Annotated in this window: 22 protein-coding genes; 14 read left to right on the plus strand and 8 right to left on the minus strand. The window is 61.1% G+C overall.

What is annotated here, in order from left to right; genetic code table 11:
• Nucleotide 1: 1 nt before the first annotated feature.
• Complete coding sequence (gene cynS, locus AOA59_RS11290) at nucleotides 2–472, plus strand: cyanase (RefSeq protein WP_017136972.1); 471 nt, start codon at nucleotides 2–4, stop codon at nucleotides 470–472.
• Between the two features lie 132 nt (nucleotides 473–604).
• Here the strand turns inward: cynS and AOA59_RS11295 are convergent, their stop codons facing one another.
• Entirely contained in the window at nucleotides 605–1,666 is a 1,062-nt protein-coding gene (locus AOA59_RS11295; RefSeq protein WP_099487359.1) for an alpha/beta fold hydrolase, read from the minus strand.
• Nucleotides 1,667–1,873: 207 nt separating this feature from the next.
• Here AOA59_RS11295 and msrA point away from each other — a divergent pair, with 207 nt between their 5' ends.
• The gene (msrA, locus tag AOA59_RS11300; protein WP_099487361.1) at nucleotides 1,874–2,380 is read left to right on the plus strand and encodes a peptide-methionine (S)-S-oxide reductase MsrA; all 507 of its coding nucleotides are present in this window, start codon (nucleotides 1,874–1,876) and stop codon (nucleotides 2,378–2,380) included.
• A 156-nt stretch (nucleotides 2,381–2,536) separates the two neighbouring features.
• On the opposite strand, the gene AOA59_RS11305 is transcribed toward msrA, so the two are convergent.
• Both AOA59_RS11305 and AOA59_RS11310 read right to left on the minus strand, forming a co-directional pair.
• Nucleotides 2,537–2,860 carry a DUF6124 family protein gene (locus tag AOA59_RS11305; protein WP_099487363.1) on the minus strand — a complete coding sequence of 108 codons (324 nt, stop codon included), beginning with the start codon at nucleotides 2,858–2,860 and terminating at the stop codon, nucleotides 2,537–2,539.
• A 614-nt stretch (nucleotides 2,861–3,474) separates the two neighbouring features.
• A complete protein-coding gene (locus AOA59_RS11310) occupies nucleotides 3,475–4,716 on the minus strand; it encodes an acyl-CoA dehydrogenase family protein (RefSeq protein ID WP_099487365.1) in 1,242 nt (413 codons plus the stop codon).
• Nucleotides 4,717–4,989: 273 nt separating this feature from the next.
• Between AOA59_RS11310 and AOA59_RS11315 the strand changes: the two genes are divergently transcribed.
• The 4 genes from AOA59_RS11315 (at nucleotide 4,990) to AOA59_RS11330 (ending at nucleotide 7,815) form a co-directional block, all read left to right on the plus strand.
• Nucleotides 4,990–5,913 (plus strand): ABC transporter substrate-binding protein, encoded by a 924-nt coding sequence (locus tag AOA59_RS11315; protein ID WP_099487367.1) that lies wholly within the window; start codon nucleotides 4,990–4,992, stop codon nucleotides 5,911–5,913.
• A gap of 138 nt (nucleotides 5,914–6,051) precedes the next feature.
• Nucleotides 6,052–6,354, plus strand: coding sequence for a type II toxin-antitoxin system RelE/ParE family toxin (locus tag AOA59_RS11320; RefSeq protein ID WP_069786586.1), 303 nt, complete (start codon nucleotides 6,052–6,054; stop codon nucleotides 6,352–6,354).
• Between the two features lies 1 nt (nucleotide 6,355).
• Nucleotides 6,356–6,730: an addiction module antidote protein gene (locus AOA59_RS11325; protein ID WP_065931410.1), complete on the plus strand. Its 375-nt coding sequence runs from the start codon at nucleotides 6,356–6,358 to the stop codon at nucleotides 6,728–6,730.
• A gap of 134 nt (nucleotides 6,731–6,864) precedes the next feature.
• A complete protein-coding gene (locus AOA59_RS11330; protein WP_099487369.1) occupies nucleotides 6,865–7,815 on the plus strand; it encodes a DHH family phosphoesterase in 951 nt (316 codons plus the stop codon).
• On the opposite strand, the gene gudD is transcribed toward AOA59_RS11330, so the two are convergent.
• Nucleotides 7,784–9,109, minus strand: a complete 1,326-nt coding sequence (gudD, locus tag AOA59_RS11335; RefSeq protein ID WP_099487371.1) for a glucarate dehydratase — start codon at nucleotides 9,107–9,109, stop codon at nucleotides 7,784–7,786. The two genes, AOA59_RS11330 and gudD, sit on opposite strands and share 32 nt — an antisense overlap.
• Before the next feature lie 19 nt (nucleotides 9,110–9,128).
• Nucleotides 9,129–10,490 carry an MFS transporter gene (locus AOA59_RS11340; protein ID WP_099487372.1) on the minus strand — a complete coding sequence of 454 codons (1,362 nt, stop codon included), beginning with the start codon at nucleotides 10,488–10,490 and terminating at the stop codon, nucleotides 9,129–9,131.
• Here AOA59_RS11340 and AOA59_RS32660 point away from each other — a divergent pair.
• From AOA59_RS32660 to AOA59_RS11370, 7 genes are all read left to right on the plus strand, one after another.
• On the plus strand, nucleotides 10,387–10,839 hold the full coding sequence (locus tag AOA59_RS32660; protein WP_178076258.1) for a hypothetical protein: 453 nt from the start codon (nucleotides 10,387–10,389) through the stop codon (nucleotides 10,837–10,839). The two genes, AOA59_RS11340 and AOA59_RS32660, sit on opposite strands and share 104 nt — an antisense overlap.
• A gap of 2 nt (nucleotides 10,840–10,841) precedes the next feature.
• On the plus strand, nucleotides 10,842–11,552 hold the full coding sequence (locus AOA59_RS11345) for a FadR/GntR family transcriptional regulator (protein ID WP_099487374.1): 711 nt from the start codon (nucleotides 10,842–10,844) through the stop codon (nucleotides 11,550–11,552).
• A 13-nt stretch (nucleotides 11,553–11,565) separates the two neighbouring features.
• Nucleotides 11,566–12,261, plus strand: coding sequence for a tRNA (adenine(22)-N(1))-methyltransferase TrmK (locus AOA59_RS11350; protein ID WP_099487376.1), 696 nt, complete (start codon nucleotides 11,566–11,568; stop codon nucleotides 12,259–12,261).
• Between the two features lie 81 nt (nucleotides 12,262–12,342).
• Nucleotides 12,343–12,642 carry a DUF3144 domain-containing protein gene (locus AOA59_RS11355; RefSeq protein ID WP_056861202.1) on the plus strand — a complete coding sequence of 100 codons (300 nt, stop codon included), beginning with the start codon at nucleotides 12,343–12,345 and terminating at the stop codon, nucleotides 12,640–12,642.
• Nucleotides 12,643–14,268: 1,626 nt separating this feature from the next.
• The gene (locus tag AOA59_RS33500; RefSeq protein ID WP_371919064.1) at nucleotides 14,269–14,961 is read left to right on the plus strand and encodes a methyl-accepting chemotaxis protein; all 693 of its coding nucleotides are present in this window, start codon (nucleotides 14,269–14,271) and stop codon (nucleotides 14,959–14,961) included.
• Between the two features lie 90 nt (nucleotides 14,962–15,051).
• The gene (locus AOA59_RS11365; protein ID WP_099487380.1) at nucleotides 15,052–21,009 is read left to right on the plus strand and encodes a membrane-targeted effector domain-containing toxin; all 5,958 of its coding nucleotides are present in this window, start codon (nucleotides 15,052–15,054) and stop codon (nucleotides 21,007–21,009) included.
• 114 nt (nucleotides 21,010–21,123) lie between these two features.
• Complete coding sequence (locus AOA59_RS11370) at nucleotides 21,124–21,750, plus strand: glutathione S-transferase family protein (protein WP_099487382.1); 627 nt, start codon at nucleotides 21,124–21,126, stop codon at nucleotides 21,748–21,750.
• 27 nt (nucleotides 21,751–21,777) lie between these two features.
• Here AOA59_RS11370 and solA read toward each other — a convergent pair whose 3' ends face one another.
• From solA to AOA59_RS11385, 3 genes are all read right to left on the minus strand, one after another.
• A complete protein-coding gene (gene solA / locus AOA59_RS11375) occupies nucleotides 21,778–22,941 on the minus strand; it encodes an N-methyl-L-tryptophan oxidase (protein ID WP_099487384.1) in 1,164 nt (387 codons plus the stop codon).
• 185 nt (nucleotides 22,942–23,126) lie between these two features.
• Nucleotides 23,127–23,477 (minus strand): hypothetical protein, encoded by a 351-nt coding sequence (locus tag AOA59_RS11380; RefSeq protein WP_099487386.1) that lies wholly within the window; start codon nucleotides 23,475–23,477, stop codon nucleotides 23,127–23,129.
• Nucleotides 23,478–23,653: 176 nt separating this feature from the next.
• On the minus strand, nucleotides 23,654–24,109 hold the full coding sequence (locus AOA59_RS11385) for a VOC family protein (protein WP_099487388.1): 456 nt from the start codon (nucleotides 24,107–24,109) through the stop codon (nucleotides 23,654–23,656).
• Between the two features lie 125 nt (nucleotides 24,110–24,234).
• On the opposite strand from AOA59_RS11385, the gene AOA59_RS11390 reads away from it, so the two are divergent.
• On the plus strand, nucleotides 24,235–24,960 hold a 726-nt coding region (locus AOA59_RS11390; protein ID WP_099487390.1), incomplete at its 3' end, for a BPL-N domain-containing protein.

Raw genomic sequence — 24,960 nt, forward strand, 5'->3', positions numbered from 1 at the left:
CATGATCCAGTCGCAAATCAGCCAGACCACTCGCCTTGCCCTCACCGACGTCATCCTCTTGGCCAAAGCCCGCAAAGACCTGTCGTTCGCGCAGATCGCCGAAGGCACCGGCCTGCACGAAGCCTTCGTCACCGCCGCCTTGCTCGGCCAGCACCCACTGCCCGCCAGCGCCGCTCAAGCCGTTGCCGACACCCTGGGCCTGGATGCGGATGCCGTGCTCCTGCTGCAAACCATCCCGGTGCGCGGGAGCATCGGCAACGGCGTGCCGACCGACCCGACCATCTACCGCTTCTACGAAATGATCCAGGTCTATGGCACCACGCTCAAGGCGCTGGTCCACGAGAAGTTCGGCGACGGCATCATCAGCGCGATCAACTTCAAGCTCGACGTCAAAAAGGTTGAAGACCCGGACGGTGGCTCCCGCGCCGTGATCACCCTGGATGGCAAGTACCTGCCGACCAAACCGTTCTGATTAGCTGAGTGACGGCCCGGCGCTGCAAGGGGTTTGGGCTATGGCAGCCACATTATTTACGCTGCCTTGAACCCTGCTACGCGGTGCCTTTACCGGGTTTGATCCATTCGCGCATCGTATACGGTGCGCTTTTTATGGGTGCAGACCTGGCTTTTCGTTAGGGGCCGTCCGCGCCAGGAACCCCGTAATCAACCCCACCACCTGCTGCTGAATCACCGCCCGTGGCCGCCCACCCTCGCCATCGCGGCAAATCATGCCATCGCCCGGCGAGCTTTCCTCAATCAACGCGATTGCGCCCGGTTTGCAGATCGACATAAAGCTGAAGTGCGTGGCGTCGCTGATTTCCACGTATTGGGTCGAGGCTTTTGGCAGGCGCTTGACCAGGTTGGCGGATTCCAGGTTGGGGTCCATATCCTCGGTTGGCACGCCCCCCGCGATAACCAGCGCAGGCACCTTGAATGCCGCCAGGCTGGCGTCGGTCATGCCGCGTGACAGGCCCAAATCCAGAGACACGATGGCGGTGACGCGCTTGTCGCTCAAGTCCGCGGCCAGCCGGGCTTTGCCTTCGGGCGTCGCGGCGGGGTTCATCTCCTGGTAGCCGATGCAACCGCCCAGCTTCGGGTGTGCGGCGCAGTCGCGGCTGAACAGGTCAGGGTCGAAGCGCGCGCGGGCGATTTCCAGCACGGTCCAGCCGCCGAGTGAATGGCCGACGGCGGCAATCTGTTGGTTCGCCACCGCGCCAAATTGCTTGGGTTGAGCCAGCACCGCGTCGATGGCGCGGCTCAGGTCGGCGGGGCGTTGCCATAGCTGCGCGGCCGTTTGCGGGTTGCGGTCCTTGGTGGTGGTGCCGGGGTGGTTGACCGCCGCGACGATGTAACCGTTGTGCGCCAATGCACTGGCCAGCCACACCTGCTTGCCCCAGTTGCCGCCGTAACCGTGGGACAGCACCACCAGCGGATGCTCGCCCGCAGCCGGCGGCGCGTCGGGCACGGCGAGGGCGCCGATAAAGACCGCGTTGTCGGCGATCAGCGTGGGTTTGGCCGTGGTGTTCGCGGGGTACCAGACCACCAGCTCCAGTGGGCGATTGTTGTGCGCATCGGGCAGGGTGGTGGTTTTGAAACCGACCGGGTTTTCGTCGGCGAAGGCGGTTGTGGTCAGGCAGAGCAGGAACAGGGCGTGTAGAGCGGTTTTCATTGTTGTTATCGTCCTTGATTTAGGTGGCGAATCATCACCTGAAACCCTGTGGTCTGCACATCCCCTGTTTGCAGTTAATACCGCCCCGTTGGAGATCGTTTCGCTGGCCCGTTCGTCTGTTAGTGTTTGAGATTAATCGCCTGTGCCACCTTGGTATTGGCCAACCCAGCCCCATAACTACCCTCGTATCCACTGAGGGCGCAGACCATGACCAACCCGACCGAAACCGCCATCCTTGCCGGCGGCTGCTTCTGGGGCATGCAAGACCTGTTGCGGCGCTACCCTGGCGTGCTGCAAACGCGCGTCGGCTACACCGGCGGCGATGTGCCGAATGCCACGTACCGCAACCACGGCAACCATGCCGAAGCCATCGAGATCGTGTTTGACCCGGCGGTGATCAGTTATCGGCAGATCCTGGAGTTCTTTTTCCAGATCCACGACCCGAGCACGCCTAACCGTCAGGGCAATGACACGGGGCCGAGCTATCGGTCGGCAATTTACTATTTGAGTGAGCAGCAGCGCGATATTGCCGAAGATACGGCGGCCGACGTGGACGCGTCGAAGCTGTGGCCGGGCCGTGTGGTCACCGAGATTGAGCCGGCCGGGCCGTTCTGGGAGGCGGAGCCTGAGCATCAGGATTATCTGGAGCGGATACCGAATGGGTATACCTGCCACTTTATTCGGCCGAACTGGAAGCTGCCGAAGCGGGCTTGAGGCGCGCCGGGCAATGATCGTTCCCACGCTCCGCGTGGGAATGCCGCCTCAGACGCTCGGCGTCCAGCCGTCGACGCCTATTTTAAGGCCTGCGCAATGTGACGCGGAGCGTCACGGGATGCATTCCCACGCGGAGCGTGGGAACGATCATCAGCGTTAGCCGGCGGCCTCGCGCTCCAGCAGCTTGTCCATCAGCAACACCCCCAACTCACTCAACTGGTGAATCGCCAGCGCCACGTCGCGCTGTTTTCCGGTCAAGTCTTCTGACAGGTCGAGCAGCAAGGCGGTGACCGAGGAAAAGGTTTCGTAGCTGTTGGTGATCAGGGTTTCGCTGCTGGCATCGGCGGCGACGTTGAACAGCGCAGGTGGCGACATAGCCGGGTCGGCTTTTGGATTGAGGTAGTGATCAATTGCGCGATGCGCGGCCTGATTGAGTTTCAGGTCCGGTTCGCTGGGAGGGTTCGGCGTTACTTTGAACATGTGTGTTGTACCTGATTAGGGCCGACACCTTTTCGCTACTAAACGAAAGGGTGGCAGCTGTGCACAGGTTAGTAGACCGGGGAAACACACAAAGCCGGCGCGCCCGAGGACGCCCTGCGCACAGCCACCATCAAGCACAGACAAAAACATCTGAGAGATGAGGCTCATGCACTTTATGTTGTCACTCGGGCTACTAAACCCGATCACTGAGTTGTCAGCGACCGAGCAACCTTAGAGACGCCCACCACAGCGCACAAGCCGGCGGATTCTGACGCAAGCGTAGGCAAGGGAGCAAGGCGCTGTGGCTTCGGACTTTCCTGTTTCAGGCTTCGTTGTAGGACATGAGCCTTACGCCGAACAAAATGTGGGAGCTGGCTTGCCTGCGATTACGGTGTGTCAGTCAATAAATGAGTTAACTGATCCTCCGCCATCGCGGGCAAGCCCGCTTGATCGTTCCCACGCTCCGCGTGGGAATGCCGCCTCAGACGCTCCGCGTCCAGCCGTCGACGCCTATTTTAAGGCCTGCGCAATGTGACGCGGAGCGTCACGGGATGCATTCCCACGCGGAGCGTGGGAACGATCATGTGGGAGCGGGTACTGTGTTGGGTGGTGGATCAGGCTTTGGCTACGCCTACTCGCCACTGCGCGGGCGGTAGCAACCCATTCACCAGGTAATTACCCACGATCCGCGACTTGTACACCCGCGGATTGTGGTTCGCCAAGGTGCGTGCATTGCGCCACAGCCGGTCCAGTGCCTTGTTGCTGGCCGTGGCACTGGCGCCCAGTGCGTCAAACAACCCGGTGGTCGCCGCCAACGTCGCATCCACCACCGGATTGACCGCCAGGCACACCTCCAACTCCGCCAACGCAACCTGCGGGTCGTCATCCTGCAGGGGCTGGTCTTGCGCAATCACATACTGCGCCGTCTGATCCAGGCGCTGCGCCGCGTGTTGGGTGATGGCCTGGGCGGCGTAGGCCTGGCTGGCGACTTCGCCAATCACTTGCAGCAACTGCACATCCTGGGCGGCACTGTCGGCGTTGCCGGTGGTGAAGGTGCGGGCACGCTGGCTGAGTTCCGCGGCGCCACTGAGCGCGGCGCGGCGGGCGATGCCGGCGAGGGTGGCAAGGTGGTAGATCTGGTAGAACGATTGGCCATAGGCGAAGCGTTGGGTGGTGGGGCGCACATCGTCATCCACCACCGGCGCGTTGTCGAAGAGGCAGGTGCCGCTGGCGGTGAGGCGTTGGCCGAAGCCGTTCCAGTCGTCGATGATCTGCACGCCGGGCGCCTTGAGGTCGACCACCAGGCTGTACACCACACCGTCCTCGCCGGTGGCCACGGTGTTGATCAGGTCACTGTAGAGCGCGCCGGTGGTGTAGAACTTTTTGCCGCTGATGCGCAGTGTGCCGTCGCTGTGGCGGTGTAGGCGCGTGCCGAAATCGCCACGGGCCTGGTTGCCGACTTCGGTGCTGCCTGGGGAAAGCAGGGCGCCCTGGCCGAGGCGGTCGAGCCATCGGGCGCGCCAGTCGCGGTCGTTGGCGCACAGCACGTCTTCGCAAAATCCAAAATGCCCGCGCAGGGCCTGGGTGATGTTGGAGTCGGCAGCGGAAAGCTCCGTCAGCAGCGCAAGCAGTTCAGCGAAGGTCGCGTCTTGCCCGCCGCAACTGGCGGGTAATCGCCAGCGTGGCAAACCCAGTGCGTTGAGTTGTTGGATGACTGCCGCCAGGCTGGCGCGTGTTTGATCCGCCTCGGCAGCTTGCGCAAGTATCTGCGCAAACAACGGGCGAAAGGGCGCGGCCAGATGTTCGTAACGGGCGGAGGGCGCAGTGCCCCAGGTATTCAAAAGGGGTGTGGACATGCAATGGACCTTGCAGAAAGGGTTTCAGGCGCGGGGTCCAGTGGTCTGGTGGCGTCACCCTAACTCAGTGGGCAGCAAATTTTTAATACGAAAAATAGCTAACCCACTGTGCTGCGGTTCTATCGATAGTGCACAACAGTATTAAACCCGGCGCTTTTATTGCGTTAGCTTCTACGGGCGCCACGCTCGGCGACCGCCAAAAAACCCTCTCTCATTGCCAGACTGCACGCCCACAGATGGTTGAGTCAGCCATTAACTGTGTGGATTCCTCCTATGATCAATCGTCGTAACTTGCTCGCCGTGCTGGGCCTGGCCTCGCTGACACTGCACGGCCCATCGGTGTGGGCGGCAGCGCCGCAAACCCTCACGGTGGGCGACCAGTTCTTCTCCAATCGCATCGTCCTGGAACTGTCCGGCGAGCTGAAAGACTTGCCGTATAAAATCGACTTCAAGCGCTTCAACACCGGCTCCCCGGTGGCCTCGGCGGTCGCCAGCGGCGCGCTGGACGTGGGCATTGTCGGCGACACCCCGGTGATCAGCCTCGCCGCCAATGGCGCGCCGGTCAAAGTGGTTGCCAGCACCCAGACCAGCCTCGATGGCGTGGGCATTGTGGCGCGCAAAGGCATCCATTCGGTGGCCGAGCTCAAAGGCAAAACGGTGGCGATCTGGAACGGTTCGTGGAGCCAGCAGCTGGCCTACAAGGCCCTGGATGAGGCCGGTGTGCCACGCAACAGTGTGAACTTCAAATACCTGCTGCCGGCCGAAGCCAGCCTGGCGCTTAGCCAGGGCGACATCGATGCCTTCGGCACCTGGGAACCCTACGTGTCGTTGCAGGAGAAAGAGGGCAGCACCCTGATTCGCAATGCCAAGGGCCTGATGAGTGCGCCGACCTACATCGTTGCGTATGAGCCGGCGCTGGCGCAGAAACGCGCGATTATCAAAGATTTTGTGGCGCGTCTCACCCGTGCGCGGGTGTGGAGCAGCAGCCACGTTGATGAGTATGCCCAGGCGTGGTCGAAGGCCAACCAATCTGCACCGGAGATTGCCAAGGTGTGGTTCAAGCGTGATGCGATCAAGGTGTTGCCGATCTCCCCGACCATTGTCAGCGAAGCCCAGGCCACGGCGGATTTCCTGGTGGATGCGCAGATGCTCAAACAGCACTATGACGTGACGCCGTTGTTTGATCAGGCCCTTTAAACGCGCAGGTAACAAGCGCTAACAGTCTCGAACGCCTGTTGATACGGGGCTGAGCTAGGTTTTTTTATTCCGGTTGGCGCCGGACTAAAAAATTCACTAGCATCAGTATGGAGTAGCCAGTAGGCTACAGGTGAGACCTTGACTAATTTAATCGGCAGGACGCCGGAGTTTGATACATGGCTCGACGGTATGAAGGATCTAGGGGGCAAAACCGCGGTGCTGACTCGCCTGGACCGCGCCGAAGAAAACAATTTCGGCGATTGCGAGTCGGCCGGTGACGGCCTGAGTGAAATGCGTGTATTCGTCGGGCCTGGCTACAGGATTTATTTTGTACGCACAGGCATCACGGCCTACCTGATGCTGTGGGGCAGTGATAAAACCGACCAAAAAAGAGGCATACAACGGGCAAAAGAGATTCTCGATGCCCTGAGAGGTAGATGAAATGAGCAACTCGACATTCAAGCCCGAGGACATGCCGATCCTCGATCTGGATACATCCGGCACCAGCGTCTACGAAGCTTCGCGCTTCCTCGACAACCCGGAAATCATCAGTGCTTATCTGGCGCAAAGCATGAAGTCCCAGGACCCGCAGATCCTCATGAAGGCGCTGGCCGAGGTTGCCAAGGCCCAGGGTGTGAACAAAGTGGCCGAGGCGGCGGGGGTCAATCGCGAGAGTCTGTATAAAACCCTGAAGGGCGGCTCCAAAACACGTTTTGAAACGATCAAGAAGCTGATGCTGGCGTTAGGCGTTGAGCTGACTGTGCAGCCCGTTGCAGTGAGCGCGAGCAAAAAAGTGCCACAGCACAACGGGCAGTAATCATCTACTGTCAGTTTTCACAGTATCTTTCTCCTTGAAGTCATGGTCTTGTCATGCGCTGATGCGAACTTGCCTCGGCCAATAGACAATTGGCACATGGCTACGCCTGAGTTGTACTTCAAGGAGATTGAATCATGAGGGTAGTGACCTCAGGCTCTGCTTACCTGGATATTGACGCGTACGCCTGCTGCATTGCCTACGCCGAGCTGCTCAATCACCAGGGGATTCAAGCGCGGGCGGTCAGCAGCGCGCCGCTCAATTTCAGCATCTGCGCCAGTGTGCTCGGCTGGAAGGCTTCGCTGGATGATTACCGGCCCGGGGCTGACGATGAGTTCGTGTTGGTGGATGTTTCCGACCCCCATCATTTCGACCTGATCGTGGTACTCGATCAGGTACGCGAAGTGATTGACCACCATCCAGGCTTTGAAATCCACTGGGCGCAGAAGCTGGGAGCGGATGCCGAAATTCGCCCAATTGGTGCCGCGGCAACGCTGGTTTTTCAGCGCTGGGAAAGGTCCGGCCTGCTGCCGAAGATGAGCCGGCACAGCGCTGCGTTATTGGCCACGGCGATTCTGGACAATACCCTGAACTTCACCGGCAAAATGACCGCATCCGTGGATATCTGGGCCTACGAGGTGCTGGCGCGGCGGGCGGGGCTGACGGCGGATTGGCCGCAGCGTTATTTCAGCGAATGCCAGGCTGCGATCGAAGCCGACCTTGAGGTCGCCCTGGCGGCTGATATGAAACACATGACGGCCACGCGCAACTTGCCGCAACTGATCGCGCAAATGACGGTGTGGGATGCCCAGGGGTTGCTCCAGCGGCATCACGCAGCCATTGAGCAATGGCTGGCGGCGCAAGGTGATGACTGGCTGTTGAACGCCATCAGCATCCGCGAGCGCAAGAGCTATTGGCTGGCGGGACCTTTGCCCAGCCAGCAAAAGCTGAGCCTTTTGCTGACGGTCCACTGGCAAGGTGCACACGCAGTGCTGGGGCGTGCGATGCAGCGCAAGGAGCTGCTGAAGCTGGCCCTGGCTGCCGCAAGCCCGGATCTCACCGTACGAGGCAAGGCCGTTTGTTGTTGAAGGCCCAGCCTGGAATCAAAAACTGCATCGCCACGCTGTCGTCCCGCGCCCCGAGGCCCATGCCTTTGTACAGCTCGTGGGCCTTGGCCACGGCGTCCATGTCGATCTCCACGCCCAGGCCCGGTTTGCTGGGCACCTTCACGTAGCCACCCTCGATTTTCAGCGGTTCCCTGGTCAAGCGTTGGCCGTCCTGCCAGATCCAGTGGGTGTCGATCGCGGTGATGTTGCCCGGTGCGGCGGCTGCCACCTGGGTGAACATCGCCAGGGAAATATCAAAGTGGTTATTGGAGTGCGAACCCCAGGTCAGGCCCCACTCATTGCACATCTGCGCCACGCGCACCGAGCCTTGCATCGTCCAGAAGTGCGGGTCGGCCAGGGGAATATCCACCGATTGCAGCTGGATCGCGTGGCCCATTTCACGCCAGTCGGTGGCGATCATGTTGGTCGCGGTTTTAAGCCCGGTGGCACGGCGGAATTCAGCCATGACTTCGCGGCCCGAGTAGCCGTTTTCTGCGCCACAGGGGTCTTCGGCGTAGGCCAGCACGTGGTGCTGGTCGCGGCACAGGCGGATGGCTTCTTTCAAGGACCATGCGCCATTCGGGTCGAGGGTGATGCGTGCATCCGGGAAGCGCTCGGCCAAGGCCGTCACCGCTTCGATTTCTTCATCGCCACTCAATACGCCGCCTTTGAGTTTGAAGTCGTTGAAGCCGTATTTGGCTTTGGCGGCTTCGGCCAGGCGCACCACGGCCTCGCTGGTCAGGGCTTTTTCATGGCGCAGGCGGAACCAGTCATCATCGGCCTGCGCTTCGTTGCGGTAGGCAAGGTCAGTGGCCGTGCGATCGCCCACGTAGAACAGGTAGCCGAGCATTTTTACCGCGTCACGCTGTTGGCCTTCGCCCAGCAGGGCGGCGATGGGCACTTCGAGGAATTGACCGAGCAGGTCGAGCAGGGCGGCTTCCATGGCAGTGACGGCGTGAATGGTGATGCGCAGGTCGAAGGTTTGCAGGCCACGGCCGGCGGCGTCCCTTGATGCGAAGGTGGTGCGCATCTGGTTGAGGATGCGCTGGTACTGGCCGATGGGTTGGCCGATCACCAGGCTGCGGGCGTCTTCCAGGGTCTCGCGGATACGTTCGCCACCCGGCACTTCACCGACACCGGTGTTGCCCGAGCTGTCCTTGAGAATGACGATATTGCGGGTAAAAAATGGCCCATGGGCGCCGCTCAGGTTCAGCAGCATGCTGTCGTGGCCGGCGACGGGAATGACGTGGAAATGGGTGACGACGGGCGTGGTCATGGCAGGATCCTGAGTAAGCTTAAAGAGGTTTGCTGATAGCGGTGCCTGTTGTTGCAACGCTCGGCGGCGACAGCACGGCAGAAGGCGAAGTCTTGGCAAAAAACACCAGGATGGCCGCCAGCACCGAGGTGCCGGCCAGGCCATACAGGCCGCCCTGGATCGAACCGGTGGTCTGCTCGAGAAAGCCGAAGGTGGTCGGGGCCACGAAGCCGCCCAGGTTGCCGATGGAATTGATCAGCGCGATCACGGCCGCGGCGATGCGTACATCCAGGTAACCCTGTGGGATCGGCCAGAACAGCGAGGACGCGGACTTGAACCCGATGGCCGCAAAGCAGATCGCGACAAAGGCGAAGACTGGCCCGCCGGTGGTGGACATGAACATGCCGGCGGCGGCAATCAGCAGCGCGGCGGCAACCCAGGCTTGCTGGAACTTGAACTTGCCCGACAGCGCGGCGAAGGCGTACATGGCGATGATCGAGATCAGCCACGGGATCGAGTTGAAGAAGCCGACCTGCACGTCGCTTAAATCGCCCATCTTCTTGATGATGCTCGGCAGCCAGAAGGTCGCGGCGTAGATCGTCAGCTGGATGCAGAAGTACAAGGCGCAGAACAGCAGGATCTGCCGGTCTTTGAGCAGCTTGGCAATGGTCGGTTTGACCGTGGTCAGCGCCTCACGCTCGCGCTGTTCCTGGTCGATGGCGCCCACCAGCGCGTCCTGTTCTTCACGGGTCAGCCATTGGGCGTCGTGGGGTTTGGAGTCGAGCCAGAACCACACGAAGAAGCCCAGTGCCACGGAGGCCAGGCCTTCGATGGCGAACATCCATTGCCAGCCGTGAAACCCGAACCCTTCTATTTGCAGAAGCGCCCCCGACAGCGGGCCGGAGATCAGCGACGCAACCGCCGAGCCACTGAGGAAGATGGCGATGGCTTTACCGCGCTCCACGCCGGGCAGCCAGCGTGTGAAGTAGTAGATCACCCCCGGGAAAAACCCCGCCTCGGCCACGCCCAGCAGAAAGCGCAGGATGTAGAACTGGGTTTCGTTCTGGATAAACGCCATCAGCGTGGCGACGATGCCCCAGGTGAACATGATGCGGGTCAGCCAGATACGCGCACCGACCTTTTGCAGCAGCATGTTGGAGGGCACTTCAAACAGCGCGTAGCCAATGAAAAACAACCCGGCGCCCAGGCCGTAGGCGGCCGCGCCGATGCCCAGGTCGTGCTCCATGTGCGTGCGCACAAAGCCGATATTGACCCGGTCGATGTAGTTGAGGATGAACATGATCACGAACAGTGGGAGCACGTGGCCCTTCACTTTGCTCACGGCGCGCGTGAGCAGCGAATTACTGTCTGGAGCGGCGGATGCGTGGCTTGAATTGTTCACAATTGAAAAACTCCCCCTGATTTATTTTTATGCGGGTTTGCGTGTTTTGTTGCCAGACATCATACAAGTGGTTTTCTCGGGTTCGCAATGTGGCTGCCACTGTTTTTGTTCTTATAAGGCGACTGATTGGGTATGTGTTTTGGTTATTTGTCTAGCGTTTGTTGGGTGTTTTGATCATTCGTCGATGGGGGTTAACGTACATTTCACCTCGACGTACGGCTCGCAAGGGCTGGCGATTCAAGCGCCGCCCAGATTGGTTGTCATACAAGTTGGCGGCTTTATGAATCAGGCCTGCGCCTACTCGGGGCAGGGTGTTAAGCTCTCCGCAGCCAACCCCGTGGACCCATAGTGATGCCCATTGAAAGCGCAAACCCTGTGCGTAAACGTTCCAATAACCTCGCCCAAGGCGTGGTCGAGGCGCTGACCCAGCGCATCCTGCTGGGCCAGCTCAAACCCGGTGAGAAGTTGCCGTCCGAGTCCAGCATCGTGCTGGAACATGGCGTGAGCCGCACAGTGGTGCGTGAGGCAATCTCCAAGCTGCAGGCGTCGGGGCTGGTGGAGACGCGTCACGGCATCGGCACCTTTGTGCTGGCGCAACACGCCCAGCAAGGTTTGCGCTTGCATGTGGACACGGTCGCCAGCGTGCGTAACATGCTCGAGCTGCGCCTGGGCCTGGAGGTGCAAGCCGTGGCTCTGGCCGCGCTGCGCAGGAGCGACGAGCAGCTCGCCCACATGCGTCAGGCGCTGGACGATTACCACGCCTCGCTGGCCAGCAACGACAGCTGTGTGGAAGAGGACAAACGCTTTCATCAACTGATCGCGGAAGCCACCGGCAATACCTTTTTCACCGAAATCATGCTGCACCTGGGCAATGCGATGATTCCGCGCACCCAGGTCAAGGGCGTCGAACGCGGCGGTGCCGACTTCGCCAAGCTGGGGCAGTTGGCGAACCTGGAGCATGAGGCGATCTTCAATGCCATCAAACGCCAGGACCCGGACGCGGCGCGTGCCGCTATGGTGCTGCACCTGACCAACAGCCGCGACCGGTTTTCCGGGGAATGACAAGGAACCACCGTTGAACGAACACACATTGTCCATGCGCCTGGAGCGCGTGGCCGCCCACGTGCCCGTCGGCGCGCACCTGGCCGACATCGGCTCGGACCACGGCTACCTGCCGGTGGCCTTGATGCGCCGTGGCGTGATCACGGCCGCAGTGGCGGGGGAAGTGGCGACCACGCCCTTTCACGCAGCCCAACGCACCGTGCGCGACAATGGCCTGGAGCAGCACATCAGCGTGCGCCTGGCCGATGGCCTGGCGGCGATTGAAGCGGGCGACGGGATCACTGCGATCAGCGTCTGTGGCATGGGCGGCGAGACGATCCGCGACATCCTCGACAGCGGTAAAGCCTACTTGAGCGGCGAGGAGCGGCTGATTCTGCAACCCAACGGTGGCGAGCAACCCTTGCGGCAATGGCTGATGGAAAACGGCTACCGCATCCTTTGCGAAGAGTTGCTGCGGGAAAACCGCTTTTACTACGAAATCATCGTGGCCGAGCGCGCAGGGCCAGTGACCTACACCGATGAGCAGTTGTACTTTGGCCCGTTGCAAATGCAAGCCCGCAGCCCGGAGTTTTTGGCCAAGTGGCAGCGGATGCTGCGTCAGAAGCACAAGACTTTGGCGAGTTTTGAGCAAGCCCGCCAGGCGGTGCCGGAGCAGAAACGGCAAGAGATTGCCCGGCAGGCACGCTGGATTGTCGCGCTGCTGGCTTGAATGAAGACGCCGCAGACGCCTGCTCTGCGGCCGCGGATGTGCTCCAATAGTGGGCTTATTTGCTGACCCAGGAACCCTGCCATGGCCGAGACCACCGACCAAGCCTTCTACGACCGCGCAGACGCGCATATCGAACTGTCCAACGAGCAGCTCAAAACCTGTGAAAACCTCGGTGAGGTCAGTGCCTCAATGATGTTCGGTACCACGCGCTTCAATGCCTGGGCCAGCGCCCGCAACTTCAAGTCCGGCGCCGAGATGGCCGAGGCCCGTGAGGCGATGCTGAAGTATTTCTGTGACCAGTACCGGATGATGCTTGAGGATAACCTGGATGATCACATCAATAATTTCAGTCAGTACATGCGGGTGAACATGGCGGATTAAGAGAGTGATGGGGGAGGGGTTGTGTGTCTGGCAGCCCCAGTGGACGCCATCGCAGGCAAGCTGGCGCCCACAGTTACCGTTTCACTCTCGCCATTGAGTGTTTTTGCCCCATTTTTGCGCACGCCCGTGCACTTTTTCATTGCCGCACCGCCTATCTCCGGCCCCTCCTGCAACGGCCCGTATCTTGCTTGGGCCTTCTCAATCAATGACATGGCATTTTGCTTCTAGTCATTTCCAGCGTGTTTTCGGGAGCGGTCGGCCATGCACACTCTTCTATCACCCGGTATCCATTTGCTCGGCCGTTTCGGTTTTGCGCGCAAGTTCCAGGTGCTTTTTTTCCTGTTCATGCTGCCCCTGGCGGGGAGCCTCTGGATGATTGGTTCGGACTATCGCGGCAAATTGAACGTGATCAGCAGCGAGCAGTCCGGTGTGCACCAACTATTGGCCCTGGACACACTTGATGGCCAATTGAGCGCGCAACGCAACCTGGCCGCGCGCTGGAAAGCATTGGATATCCTCCACGCGCCAACCCCGGCCGCTCAGGCTGCCATGGACAAAGTGGATGCCGGCAACCCGATGATTGTGCAAAGTCTGCAAGCCCTGGGTGAGGTGCTCAAAGCCCGCAATGCCAGCGCCGACACCCTGGCGCGTTTTGAGGCGTTGCAGGCGGCCGTCAAGGGCATGGACACCCAGTCCCTGCGCACCGTGGGCTGGTGGCCGGACGGCTACGACCGTTTCACCGCCGCGTTGACGGCGCTGCAAACCCTGCGCGAGCAAATCACTCTGGACACCGGCCTGATCCTCGACCCGTGGCTGGAGACCTACCTGCTGATGCAGATCTCCACCCAGCAGACCCCGGACCTGATCGAGCGCATCGGCCGCACCGCCAGCGTTGGCCAGTCGTCCATCGCCTCGGGGCAGTTCACTTTGCAAAGCCGCTTGCAGATGCGCGACCTGCGCGGCCGTATCGGCGATGCACGCGACCAGTTGGTCAAGGCCGCCGCTTCGCTCAAAGCCAAACAATTTCCCGGGATCGAGCCGTGGACAGCGCAATATGACAGCAGCCTGCAACTGTTGGATAGCGAGCTTAAAACCCTGGACGACGGCGTGTTCGGCGGCACCATCAAAGTGGACAGCGTCGCCTTCGACCGCAGCGTCGACAGCATGTTGGGCGCGTTGGGGGCGTTGCGCAGCCAGTCGCTGAATTCACTGGATGCGCGCCTGAGCGACTACCGCGAGCGTTCGCTCCAGCACTTTATTCCGGTGGCGGCGACGTTCAGCCTGCTGGCCCTGGCCGCGTTGTACTTGTTTATCTGTCTGCAAGCCTCGATCCGCCGCAGCGCCAGTGGCATTACCACACTGGCCGAGTCGTTGCGCGACGGTAACCTGTGCGTCGAAGTGGCGGTAGAAGGGCGTGATGAATTGGCCGCGATCAGCCGGGCCCTCAACGTTGCCGTGATGCAACTGCGCACCAGCCTGCTGGGCGTCAATCACGAAACCCAGCAACTCGGCTCAGCCGTGCTCACCCTGAATGCGCAGTCGGGCAGCACCCTTAACGAGGTTGAAGACCAGCAACATCAAATCAGCCAGATTGCAGCCGCCGCGACCCAATTGGCCGCCACTTCCATGGGCGTGGCCAAAAGTTGCGAACAGGCCTCGGGCAGCGCGCAGCACACCAGGCGCATCGCCGAAGACAGCAGCCGCGACAGCCAGCGCACCACGGCAAGTATCCAGCAACTCAACCAGCGCCTGACCGACACGGCCAACGCCCTGGAGCAGGTCAGCCAGCAGGGCCAGCAGATTCAGTCGGTGGTCGACACCATTCGTGGCATCGCCGAACAGACCAACCTGCTGGCGCTCAACGCGGCCATCGAGGCTGCGCGTGCGGGCGAGCAGGGCCGTGGCTTTGCCGTGGTGGCCGATGAAGTGCGCAGCCTGTCGCAACGCACCCAGGCGTCCACCGCACAAATCGCCGGCACGGTGGACAGCCTGCGCGCGACCGTCAGCCAAGCCGTCAGCCTGATGGGCGCGGCGTGCGACCAGGCACTGACCGACGCCGAATCCGTGACGGGCCTGGGCACCCGCCTGGGCGAAATTGCCGGTGCGGTGCAGCACGTCACCGACACCCTGGCGCAGATCGCGGCAGCGGTGGAAGAACAGGCCGCCACCGCCGATGAAGTCAGCGGCAATATCCAGCAGGTCGACCAGGCGGCAGGGCGCTTGCTGGACGGCGCACGGGCGGTCAATTCGGCGGCGGATACCTTGAGTAAGGGCAGTCGCGCATTGAGTGATAACACTGCACGGTTCCGGCTGGTCTGAGGCGCCGGCCGATGAACAATATGTACCGCCGATACACCCAGGCTCGCTCTCATGCTGAGGGTTCATTCCATCAGCATGAGGACCGTGCCCATGAGCACGCCGAACCCCACATCCGCCGCACCGACGCTTCAGGAAATTCGTACACACCTGCTTGAGATCGACCCGGACCTGCGCACTCAAACCCGGCAACCGGCGGCATTGCCGCCCGAACTGTTGGCCCTGGAAAAGCTCAACACCACCTTGATCCGCGCCAACGACGTCCTGTTGAATCGGTCGCGCAGTTTATTCGAGGCGTTGACGCAGGCAGACCTCACCGAAGAAACCGGTAAAACCGTGCTCGCCCAGCTCAAAACCGACCTGAATACGCATCTGCAGGGCCTTGACGAGGTCGGCACGGTGGACGGCCAGGGCCGCAAGAGCTACCTCACCCAAATCGCCGGCCTTGGCGCGCTGGAGCAGCAGGCCAAGCTGGATGTGCGTGACTACCTGCTGGCGCCGGCCGAGCAACGCATGATTGAAGACTGCTCCCGTGGCCCGGACTTTCGGCCGGGCATGTACTCGCTCACGTTCAGTTACCAGGACCAGACGGTGGCGTTCGCCGGGGCGTTCGTGCTGACGCGCAAGGCCAGCCCTGTGGTGGCTGACTTGACGTCAGGGCAGAGCGTCGGCCAGGTGCTGCTGTTTACCCCAAACCGAGGTCTGGAGGCCTTTGATTCCCTCGCGGAGCTGGACCAACGCCTCAAGGCGCTGTTGCTCCTGCCGGCTGGCCGTGAGGAGTTCTGTCGCCACTTGCCGGTGCGTTATCAGGCGCTGGATGTGGCCAGTATTTGGCCGCTGCACTTGTTGCCCATTGAAGGTGAGCCATTGTTTGAGCACACCTACAACGCGCTGCTCGACAAGCGTAGCCAGGACATTGAGCTGGCCCTGAGCCTGGTCAATAACCCGTCCCACGATGCCGCGACGCTCAAGGCTGCCCTGGACAGCGCGGTGAAAGCTGCGCTGCCGGACCTGTCCTCACGCCTGCAATTCAGGCGTCAACAGCTGCTGGAGCGCAGCCTGTACAACAGCTTGCCGGATTGGTACCGCAGCGCCGATTCGCTGAGCCAACAAACCTTGGGTCAGTTTATCCAGGACTACAATCAGGCTCGCTCAGCCTATTTGGACCTGCTGGGGCCTGTCGCCTCTCCCCAGGCCCTGGCGAGTCACCAGCTCACCGAGTACCTGGACGAGGAACTCGAACTGTATAACCTGGACCTGCAGCAGTTGCAGGTGACCACCCGACGTCACGTCGCCCATGTAGGCACTTATGAGCAGCAGCGCAGCCTGGCAGACCTGAGCTATTCGGGGCTGCACATCGATGATGAGCTGGCGGGTTCGGACTTTCTGACCAAGACCACCGTGACCTATGCGGGCAGCGCGTTTGCGCAGCTGAATGCGCAAAGCCTGCTGGGCATACTGCGTGAGCCGGGCTACCAACCGCGTCTGGACTTTGCCGCGCAGCAAAGAGAAATGCAGGCCATGCCGGCTTTCAAGCAGGCTGCCCGTAACCTGTTTGATCAGCGCCTGGCGTTGCTCGCCTATGTCGCCAAGTTGCGGGGTGACCTGAGTGCGGCGGACTACCAATTATTCGAAGACCTGCGCGGCGGCACCAACCCTCGCCTGTGCGCCCAGACCGTACTGCTGCACGGTGCGCAATTGCGTGACCTGTGGTTGTTGCGGGAGGACGACCCACAAGGCCAAACCCAACGCTTGCTGCTGTGCACCCCAGGCTCTCCGCGTGAGCGCCAGTTCATGGCATTTGCCAGCGAGCGCGAATGCCAGACGCATATCATCGGTTGGGCCGACGACAACACCCGGTGGAAGGGCCGCACCCTGCGCGACTACGTGCTGGAGCAATGCCCGCTGCGTTTTCGCCCGAAGATGGGCACGTTCCTCGCCGGGCTGGGTTTCAAGCCCGACGCGCAGGAACACACGGAGGTGACCTTTGGGCCGTTGTGTTCCCACACCGTGTGCCTGGACGCCATGGCGGTGCATTCCCAAAGCGCCGCGCAGGACGACTACGAATACGCCACGCCGTTATGGTATCGCTCTGCTTCGGCGGCGGACCGCGCCCGCTTGACCCGCCTGGGCGAGGACGCGGCAGGCGCCTTGCGCGTGTATAACGCCCGGCCGGATTCGGAGGCTAATTTTATTGCCTTCAACACCTATGTACACCAGCAAGCCACGCTCAGCCTGAACACGCTGCTGGGGCGCAGCCAGAACGATATTGACCCGGACACCCTGTTCATTACGGCGCCCTGGCCGCTGTTGGGCGGCAAGCCCGCGCCCATTTCCTATACCCGGCTGTACCGGGACGGCTACCAGGATAACGTCGGCTTCATCGACCCGAAATTCTCTACCTCCGCCACCTTCAGCGGGCCCAAAGGCGTCGACCTGAGCCGCTTGACGGCGCAAAACGTTTCCCGCTCGGTGACCGGCGTATGGGTCGGCCAGCGCTATATCGACGAAGTGCGCAGCACACTGCAAAGCGCGACAAGCCCCGGTTATGCCGAACGGCGTAATGCCACGTTGGCGATCAACCAATTGCAGATCAAATACGCCGCGCTCGATGGCTGCCTGCGCGGCCACATCGCCCGCGCTGACCTGGCCTGGCTGGAGCGCGCCATCGATAGCCTGGGCGACACGACCACGGCGACGCGCAACACCTACCGGGTCCATCGCCTGATGCTTGACGGCGAATGGGTCATCGGCAACTACCTGTTCAGCCACGGGGACAACCCGGTGCTGCTGTACACCCCCAATGCGCCCGATGGCATCGCCGTGCGTGAGGCGAAACTGTTCAACTACTGGCTGAAAAAAGTCGAAGGCGTCTCGGATTATCTCAACGGCCGGGTAGGCACTGGCGCCACCGCGCGGATCAAAACGTTCCTGGCGACTGCCCGCAAGGGCTTGCCCGAAACAATTGACCGCACCACCCCAAGCCCTGCGCGCCATGACCCGATCGCCCATGCCACGCCGCTGACCGACCTGCGGCATGAGCTCTACAACATGGTGCTGCAACGCAAGATCGATGATGTGGCCGCCACCACGGTCAATCGCACAGCGATGATCACGGGCATTCTCTGGACGTGCGTTGAGCTGGTCACGGCCATCGTCACCATTCCTTTTCCGGTGTTGAGCCTGGGCCTGGGCAGCGTGCTGGCGTTCAAGGACGCGATGCTCGCCATCCATGCCTACCAACAGGGCGACAGCGGCGGGGCGCTGCAACACTTCGTCGGTTACCTGGCGAATCTGGGCGGTGCAGTGTTATTCGACTTCCGCCCGGCCCTCAAGGGGCCGTTCTCGACGTTCTCCATCAGGCCGGCGGCTAAAGCGCTGAAAGAGGCTGAACTGATCGCTGCCATTGACCCGCGCCTACCTGCCGACATGAAACCGGTGCTGTTTGAAGGCCAGGATTTTTGGACCCGCAACACGCCAGACGCGCTGGGCCGGCATTTGTTGTATCGCTATGACCCACTCACCGGGCAAATGCATTCGACTGCGCGTCTGGTCAACCAGCACGCCGATGGTCGCTGGCTGCGCTCAGGGGTGGCGGGAGGCGGGCGCAAGAAGTATCAAGCACTTCAGGAAGAGGCCGTACAGCCATTGGCGCGCTACGAGATTTCGCCCGAGCAAGGTTCGCAGTTCAGGGTCGCACTTGACACTGACTTCGGCAAACGCTTCGCGAGCCCCGACAACGCGCTTGAGGAGGCTGCACGGGAAAACGTATTGACGCGTTTGCGAGGGCTGCGCGACAGCTATGACAATCAGGTCAAACAGCTGACCGAAGATGCAGAGGCGCTGTTTGCCGCACCGCCGGCGCGTTCGCCCCGTACCGATTTGCCGCTGCTGGCCGCTGACGCCAGCCCCAGCGCGGTGCTTGCCAGCCTGTTCCCGCTCAAGCAAAGGCTGATCATTGGCGCAGCCAATGCCGGTGTGGTCAGTAAGCAGTTACTGATCGAGGACATGCAGGCATTGGCGGCACTGGGGCTCAAGCGCCTGTACATCGAAAACCTGCCGGCCGATGTGTTTCGCACCAAACTCAGAATTATCAATGGGCAAGCCAAAGGTGACCTCGCCCACGCGTTGAAGCGCGTCGAAGACCACCTTGCGCGTGTCGACAAAGCCCTGGGCTGGGACCTGGACGCGCCGTTTACGTTTCGAAAACTGATGCTCGAAGCCCATCAGCACAACGTCGCGATCGAGGGTGTGGACGCGTCCAGTTCCTATCATCTGGAGCACGTGCTGGAGCTTTCCGGGGCTGAGCGGTTTGTCCCGCGCAGCGGCAAACTCAGAAACTTCTACTCCCATAAAACCCTGGCAGCCCAAGAGCCGCAGGAAGGCTGGATCGCTCTGGTGGATCACAACCGCATAGGCGGAACGGACGAGGTGCCAGGCCTGGCCGACTTGCAGAATGTCGTCGCCCTGCGTGTTGATGAAGGTGCGCCGGGCCAGGCGGTGGGCATCCAGTTCGATACGTCTGCGGCCGCCTTGTCTCGGGGTGACTACCGGCTGACGATGGCGCCCGTTGCGCAACCGTTGCCGGTGGCGGGCCCTTCAACGGCAGTAGTGAACCCCGCTTCACTTTCCCATTACACCGCGTTTGATCTGCCGGCGACCCTCAAGCCGCAGCTGGACGATATGGTGCATTCGCATCGTGACCTGGATTCTCGTTATGGCTTTCAGGCAGCGCACCCCTTTGAGGAGGCGTTCAATACGTTCAAGCGCACGCGCATTCGCCTGCAGCAGAGCGCCAAGGCAGCGTTTGCCACGTACACGCCGCCGGCCCGTTCCAGCTTCGTTGAGCTGGCCGCGGCAACCAATGAAGAAACGTTTATCAAGCAGGTCTATAAACTGAAGTTGGGACTTATCATCGCTGAAGCCCATGCCGATCGGTCGAGCAAACGGTTCCTGATCAACTACATGAAGTTGTTGAAGGAGCAGGGCGTTAAAACCTTGTACCTGGAACACTTGCTCACCGATTTGCATCAGCTGGAACTGGAGGCCTTTTACAGCACGCTGAAAATGCCGGACAACCTCAAACGCTATTTGCGGGCGCAGGACCTCGGCCATATGCCGCACGGGTACTCGGGCAGCGACACTTACACCAACGTCGTCAAGGCCGCGAACAAGGCGGGCATCCGGGTGCGTGCGCTCGACTGCACGGCCAGTTATCACGTCAAAGGCCTGCGAGACTTGAGCGCTCGCGAAAACCTGTTCAGCTATTTCGCCAATGAGGTGATCAAGGCTGACCAGGCGGCGCAGGGGCCGCATAAATGGGTTGCGCTCATGGGCACTGCCCACGCAGATATGTACCAGGGTGTGCCCGGTATCGCGCAGTTGCAGGATGCGGTCAGCTTGACGGTACGCGATGTCGCGCCCGATCACGCACGTCCCCTGCACCGAGGCGCCTGGGAAATTCTCGAGAAATCGATAAAAACCCCCGAAGGCGTCGCCCTGCGCAGTGATTTCAAGGTCGACGTCGGTATTGCCGGTACACCTGCACCGCGCCCTGCGCCGACCGCGGATCGCACATGGCTTAGAAGTGTCGGCGACTTCATGATCGAGCGGCCTTCTACCACCCAAGCCAATGTGCTGCACCGCTCCAATACGGGAGGCATTATTTCCACCCCCGTTCAAATTGACGACAGCGGCCAGTTCTTTATAGACCGTTGGCCGCAGGTGCAGGGACAGCGCTACGCCACGCTGGAGTTCCTGGTTCATGCGCTCAAGTCGCAGGTGTTGTTAACGGCGGTTTCTGCCTCGACCCTGCCGAGCGTGCGCCTGAAAAACATCGGCGATTTCCTGATCGAGTACGCGTCCTCCAACCAGGCCAATCTGCTCCACCGTTCCAGGACCGGAGACATTGTGACCACCCCGATCCAAAAGGATGAGACAGGTCACCTGTTCATTGAGCGCTGGCCACAGTTGAAAGGTAAACGCTACCCCACCATCGACGGCTTGATCGATGCGCTCAAGCAAGAGGTGTATTTGACGGCCGTCGCCTGATCCCTGCGGCTGTGCAGCCTCTTCTCAAGGGGCTGTGACAATTAATTGTGGGCACTCCCCCGTGCTGGCGTAGTCTCAACCCCTGACACCCACCCTTGCCCTGCGGAGTTGCCCATGATCACCGTTCACCACCTTAACAACTCGCGCTCACAGCGCATCCTCTGGCTGCTTGAAGAGCTGGGCCTGCCCTACGAGGTCAAGCGCTACCAGCGCGACCCGAAAACCAACCTGGCACCACCGGAGCTCAAGGCCATCAACCCGCTGGGCAAATCCCCGGTTATCGAAGACGGCAGCCTGGTATTGATCGAATCCGCCGCCATCATCGACTACCTGATCCGCCGCCATGGCCAAGGCCGCCTGCAGCCTGATCCTGCCAGCGCAGCGTACGACAAATATGTGCAATGGCTGCACTTTGCCGAGGGCTCGGCCATGCTGCCGCTGATGCTCAACCTCTATGTCGGGCGCCTGGGAGAGGCCGGCGCGCCGTTGCACCCGCGTATCGAGTCGGAGGTGGCCAATTACCTGGGCTATCTGAATGATGTGCTGGCGGATACGCCGTATCTGCTCGGTGACGAACTGAGCGGCGCGGACATCCAGATGAGCTTTATCGGCGAAATCGCCAAGGCCCAGGGCAAGTTGCAGGCGTATCCAAACCTGGCGGCCTGGGTGCAACGCTTCCAGGCGCGACCTGCGTACCGCAAGGCGGTGGAGCAGGGCGGCGAGTACGCGTTTGCCAAGTAAGCCGGCGCCTGGCCTCAGTGCCAGGGCCTATTGACCCTCGAAGCGCTTGAGCGAAAACGCCGACAGGTCCAGCTCACTCGACCCACGCATGCACCACTGCGCAAACGCCTCACCCAGCGCCGCCGAATGCTTGAAGCCGTGCCCCGAGCATGGCGACACCACCAGGGTGTGCTGCAGCGTGGGGTGTTTGTCGATGATGAAATCGTGGTCCGGCGTCACGGTGTAGGCACACACCGCCGACTTGACCACCTTGGCCGACACGCCGGTGATACGGCCCTGAACATGCTGTTCGTACATCGCCTGCGCTTGTGCCGCCGAGACCGTGCGGTCCAGCGTTTGCGGCGTGGAGGTGGTGTGATATTGCGCCGTAGCCAGCTTAAGGCTGCCTTCGCCGGGCAACGCCGGGAAACCATAGTGGGTCTGGCCTTGATCGTGCGTGAGGATATAGGTGGGGGATTTGCCCACCAGGTCGGCCCCAGGCTCCAGCGCGAACCAGAACAGCTGTTGCCGGTAAACACTCAGCAACCGGTCAAACGGCGCGCCGAGTAACCCGCCGGCCCAGTTGCCTGCACTTACGACCAACTTGTCGGCTTGCAGCGTGCGCTGGTCGGTGGTCACCGTGACGCCGTGAGCATCCGAACTGATGTGAGTCACCGTCTCGCCCTTGTACAGCGTGGCGCCGTGTTGTTCGGCCAAACTGAGCTGCACATCAATGCACCGCTCTGGGCGCACGAAGCCGCCGCCAGGCTCGTAATAGCCGATGGCGCTCTGCGCTACTTGGGCAAATTGCGGGAAACGCTGGCGAATCTGTGCAGCGTCCAGTAGCTCATGTTCAATGCCGTAGGTTTGCGCCAGGCCAATGGTGCGCAGGGTGAAATCGGTTGCATCGCTGGGATCAAAGTCATCACGAGAGGTGAGTACCAGCAACCCCGACTGCTCAAACAGCGCCTCCCCCGACAACGCCTCCAGCTCGCGCCAGATAGCGTGGGAACGCCGCACAATGGGCACGTACTGCGCGCCTTCGCCCACCGACAGCCGCGTGATACGCGTGTCGCCATGGCTGGAGCCCAGCGTGTGGGGCGGGTGATGACGGTCGATACCGGCGACGTTCACACCGGCTTTCGCCAGTTGATACACCGTGGCGGCACCCATGGCACCCAGGCCGATGACCAGCGATTCATAGCGTTCCAAGGTTGATACTCGCGTGTGAGGTGAGGGCGTAGTTGAGGCCAAGGCGTGGGAAAAAACAATGGGGGATAACGCGGTAGCGCGCACCCCGTTCAGGACGCCCCGCAATCCCCCGTGGGAGCTGGCTTGCCTGCGAAGGCATCAACACGGTCAACCTGCCGAACCGAAACACCTGCATCGCCGCAGTATCAGGCCAGGCGCACCCGCCAATCGCCACCATGCTGGAGGTTGCAGGCTTCTTCGCAATCAAAGCGCACGCAACGCTCGATTTTCACCGAGGCCACCTCGGCGTCGTGCAGCGCCGCAGCCGTCAGCTCGCGCATACGTTGATCCGCCCCGTTTGCCAGGGCCAGTTCCTTATTGGCCCGCGTATCGAATACCCAAATCACCCGCAGGCTTTGCGGGAACGCGGCGTAATCGACTGTGTGAGTCAGCCACTCGAAGCCCGGGATTTCAGCTTTGGCGGTTTCGCAGGCGTCGGTCAACGTGGCCACCAGGCGGCGTTCAAGGCGGGCAATGTCGCGTTTGGTTAGGGGCATCAAAAGTCCTGAGATTCAAAAAATGCGTAACATTATCCGGCCCATATTCACGAATAAGCCAGTTGTTCCCCATCGGTTCGAAGTCAAACGCCTTAGACCTGAATGCCACACCGCGCCTCAACCGCGTGCGCTCAGACAGCGCGTAATGGATGTCGCTGCAACCCATGCAACGCCGTTCAAGCAAACGCGGCCAGCATAAACGCCTCCAAGCCTTTCTCCTCCAGAATCTCGATAGAGAAATGCCCAAAACGCTTGGGCAACCAAATGATGCGCGTGCCGGACGGCGACTGCAGATCCGCCAGGCTCAAGGGCCGGCCGTTTTCATCCTGCGGCTGCACACCCTCGGCCATCAACTCGGCATAGGCCACCTCGATATCCGGTGTGGTGTAGCAATGCCGATAAATCATCCCCTCGCCGTGCGCGTCCAACAGCTCGCGCAAGTTGCCCGCCAACGGCTGCACCAGCATAAAACGCTCCTGGCCCATCAACGCCACCGCATACCGCACATGCAGCCCGCCGCGTTCCCACACCTGGGTGTTGGAGATTTTGGCCTTGAGGATTTTGGCGTAATAAGCGCAGGTTTCTTCAAGGTTCTCGACCAGTACGTCGACGTGGCTGAATTTCAGCTCCATTACAGGCCCTCTTGGCGAATGTGGTTTCAGGCGACAGTAGCTGATTTACAACTGTTAACGAATTCAAAGACGCGTTCGATATAGGCTTTGAACAGTCCTAACCCCTGTTCGCCGAGCCCTCAACCATGAAGTTGCCCGCCATCGCTGCCGCATTTTTTGTACTCGCCACCCTGCAATCACCCTGGGCACAGGCCGCAACGCCCATCACCCACGTCGCCATCTACCGTGGCCCGGCGGGCTGTGATGACTGTTCCGAAAACGTCAAAAACGCCTTGCTGCGGCTCAGCCCCAACTACCAGATCGACTTTGTAGGCGCGGATGAAGCCATCGACATCACCCCGCAAAACCTTGCGCGTTATGACCTCTATGTTCAGCCGGGCGGTGGGCAGGACATACCCGCTGCGCTCGACAGCTTCGGTGATGCACGCGTGGACGCCATTCGCGACTACGTGGCCAAGGGCGGGCGTTACTTGGGGTTGTGCATGGGCGCTTATCTTGCCGACAACAGCAACTTCGGGTTGATACCCCAGGACCTCGACTCCGAGGCCGGGCGCCCAGGGTTTGAAGTGCGCGGGATTGAAGACGCGGCGGTGCGGGTGGTGTGGGATGGCAAGCCGGACAGTGTGTTCTATCAGGATGGGCCGTATTTTCCCAAGGTTGATGGGCACGCGCCGTATACGGTGATTGCGACTTATCGCAATGGCGATGTGGCGGCGGCGCGGTATCGGTATGAGAAAGGCGTGGTGGTGTTGAGTGGGCCGCATCCGGAGGCGGGGAAGGCGTGGTTTGAGGATGCGGGGATTGCGGTGAGTGAGATGCCGCGGGGGGAGTTGTTTGGGGTGTTGGTGGGG

The sequence above is a fragment of the Pseudomonas sp. 2822-15 genome (assembly GCF_002742515.1).
Classification (GTDB): Bacteria; Pseudomonadota; Gammaproteobacteria; order Pseudomonadales; family Pseudomonadaceae; genus Aquipseudomonas; species Aquipseudomonas salomonii.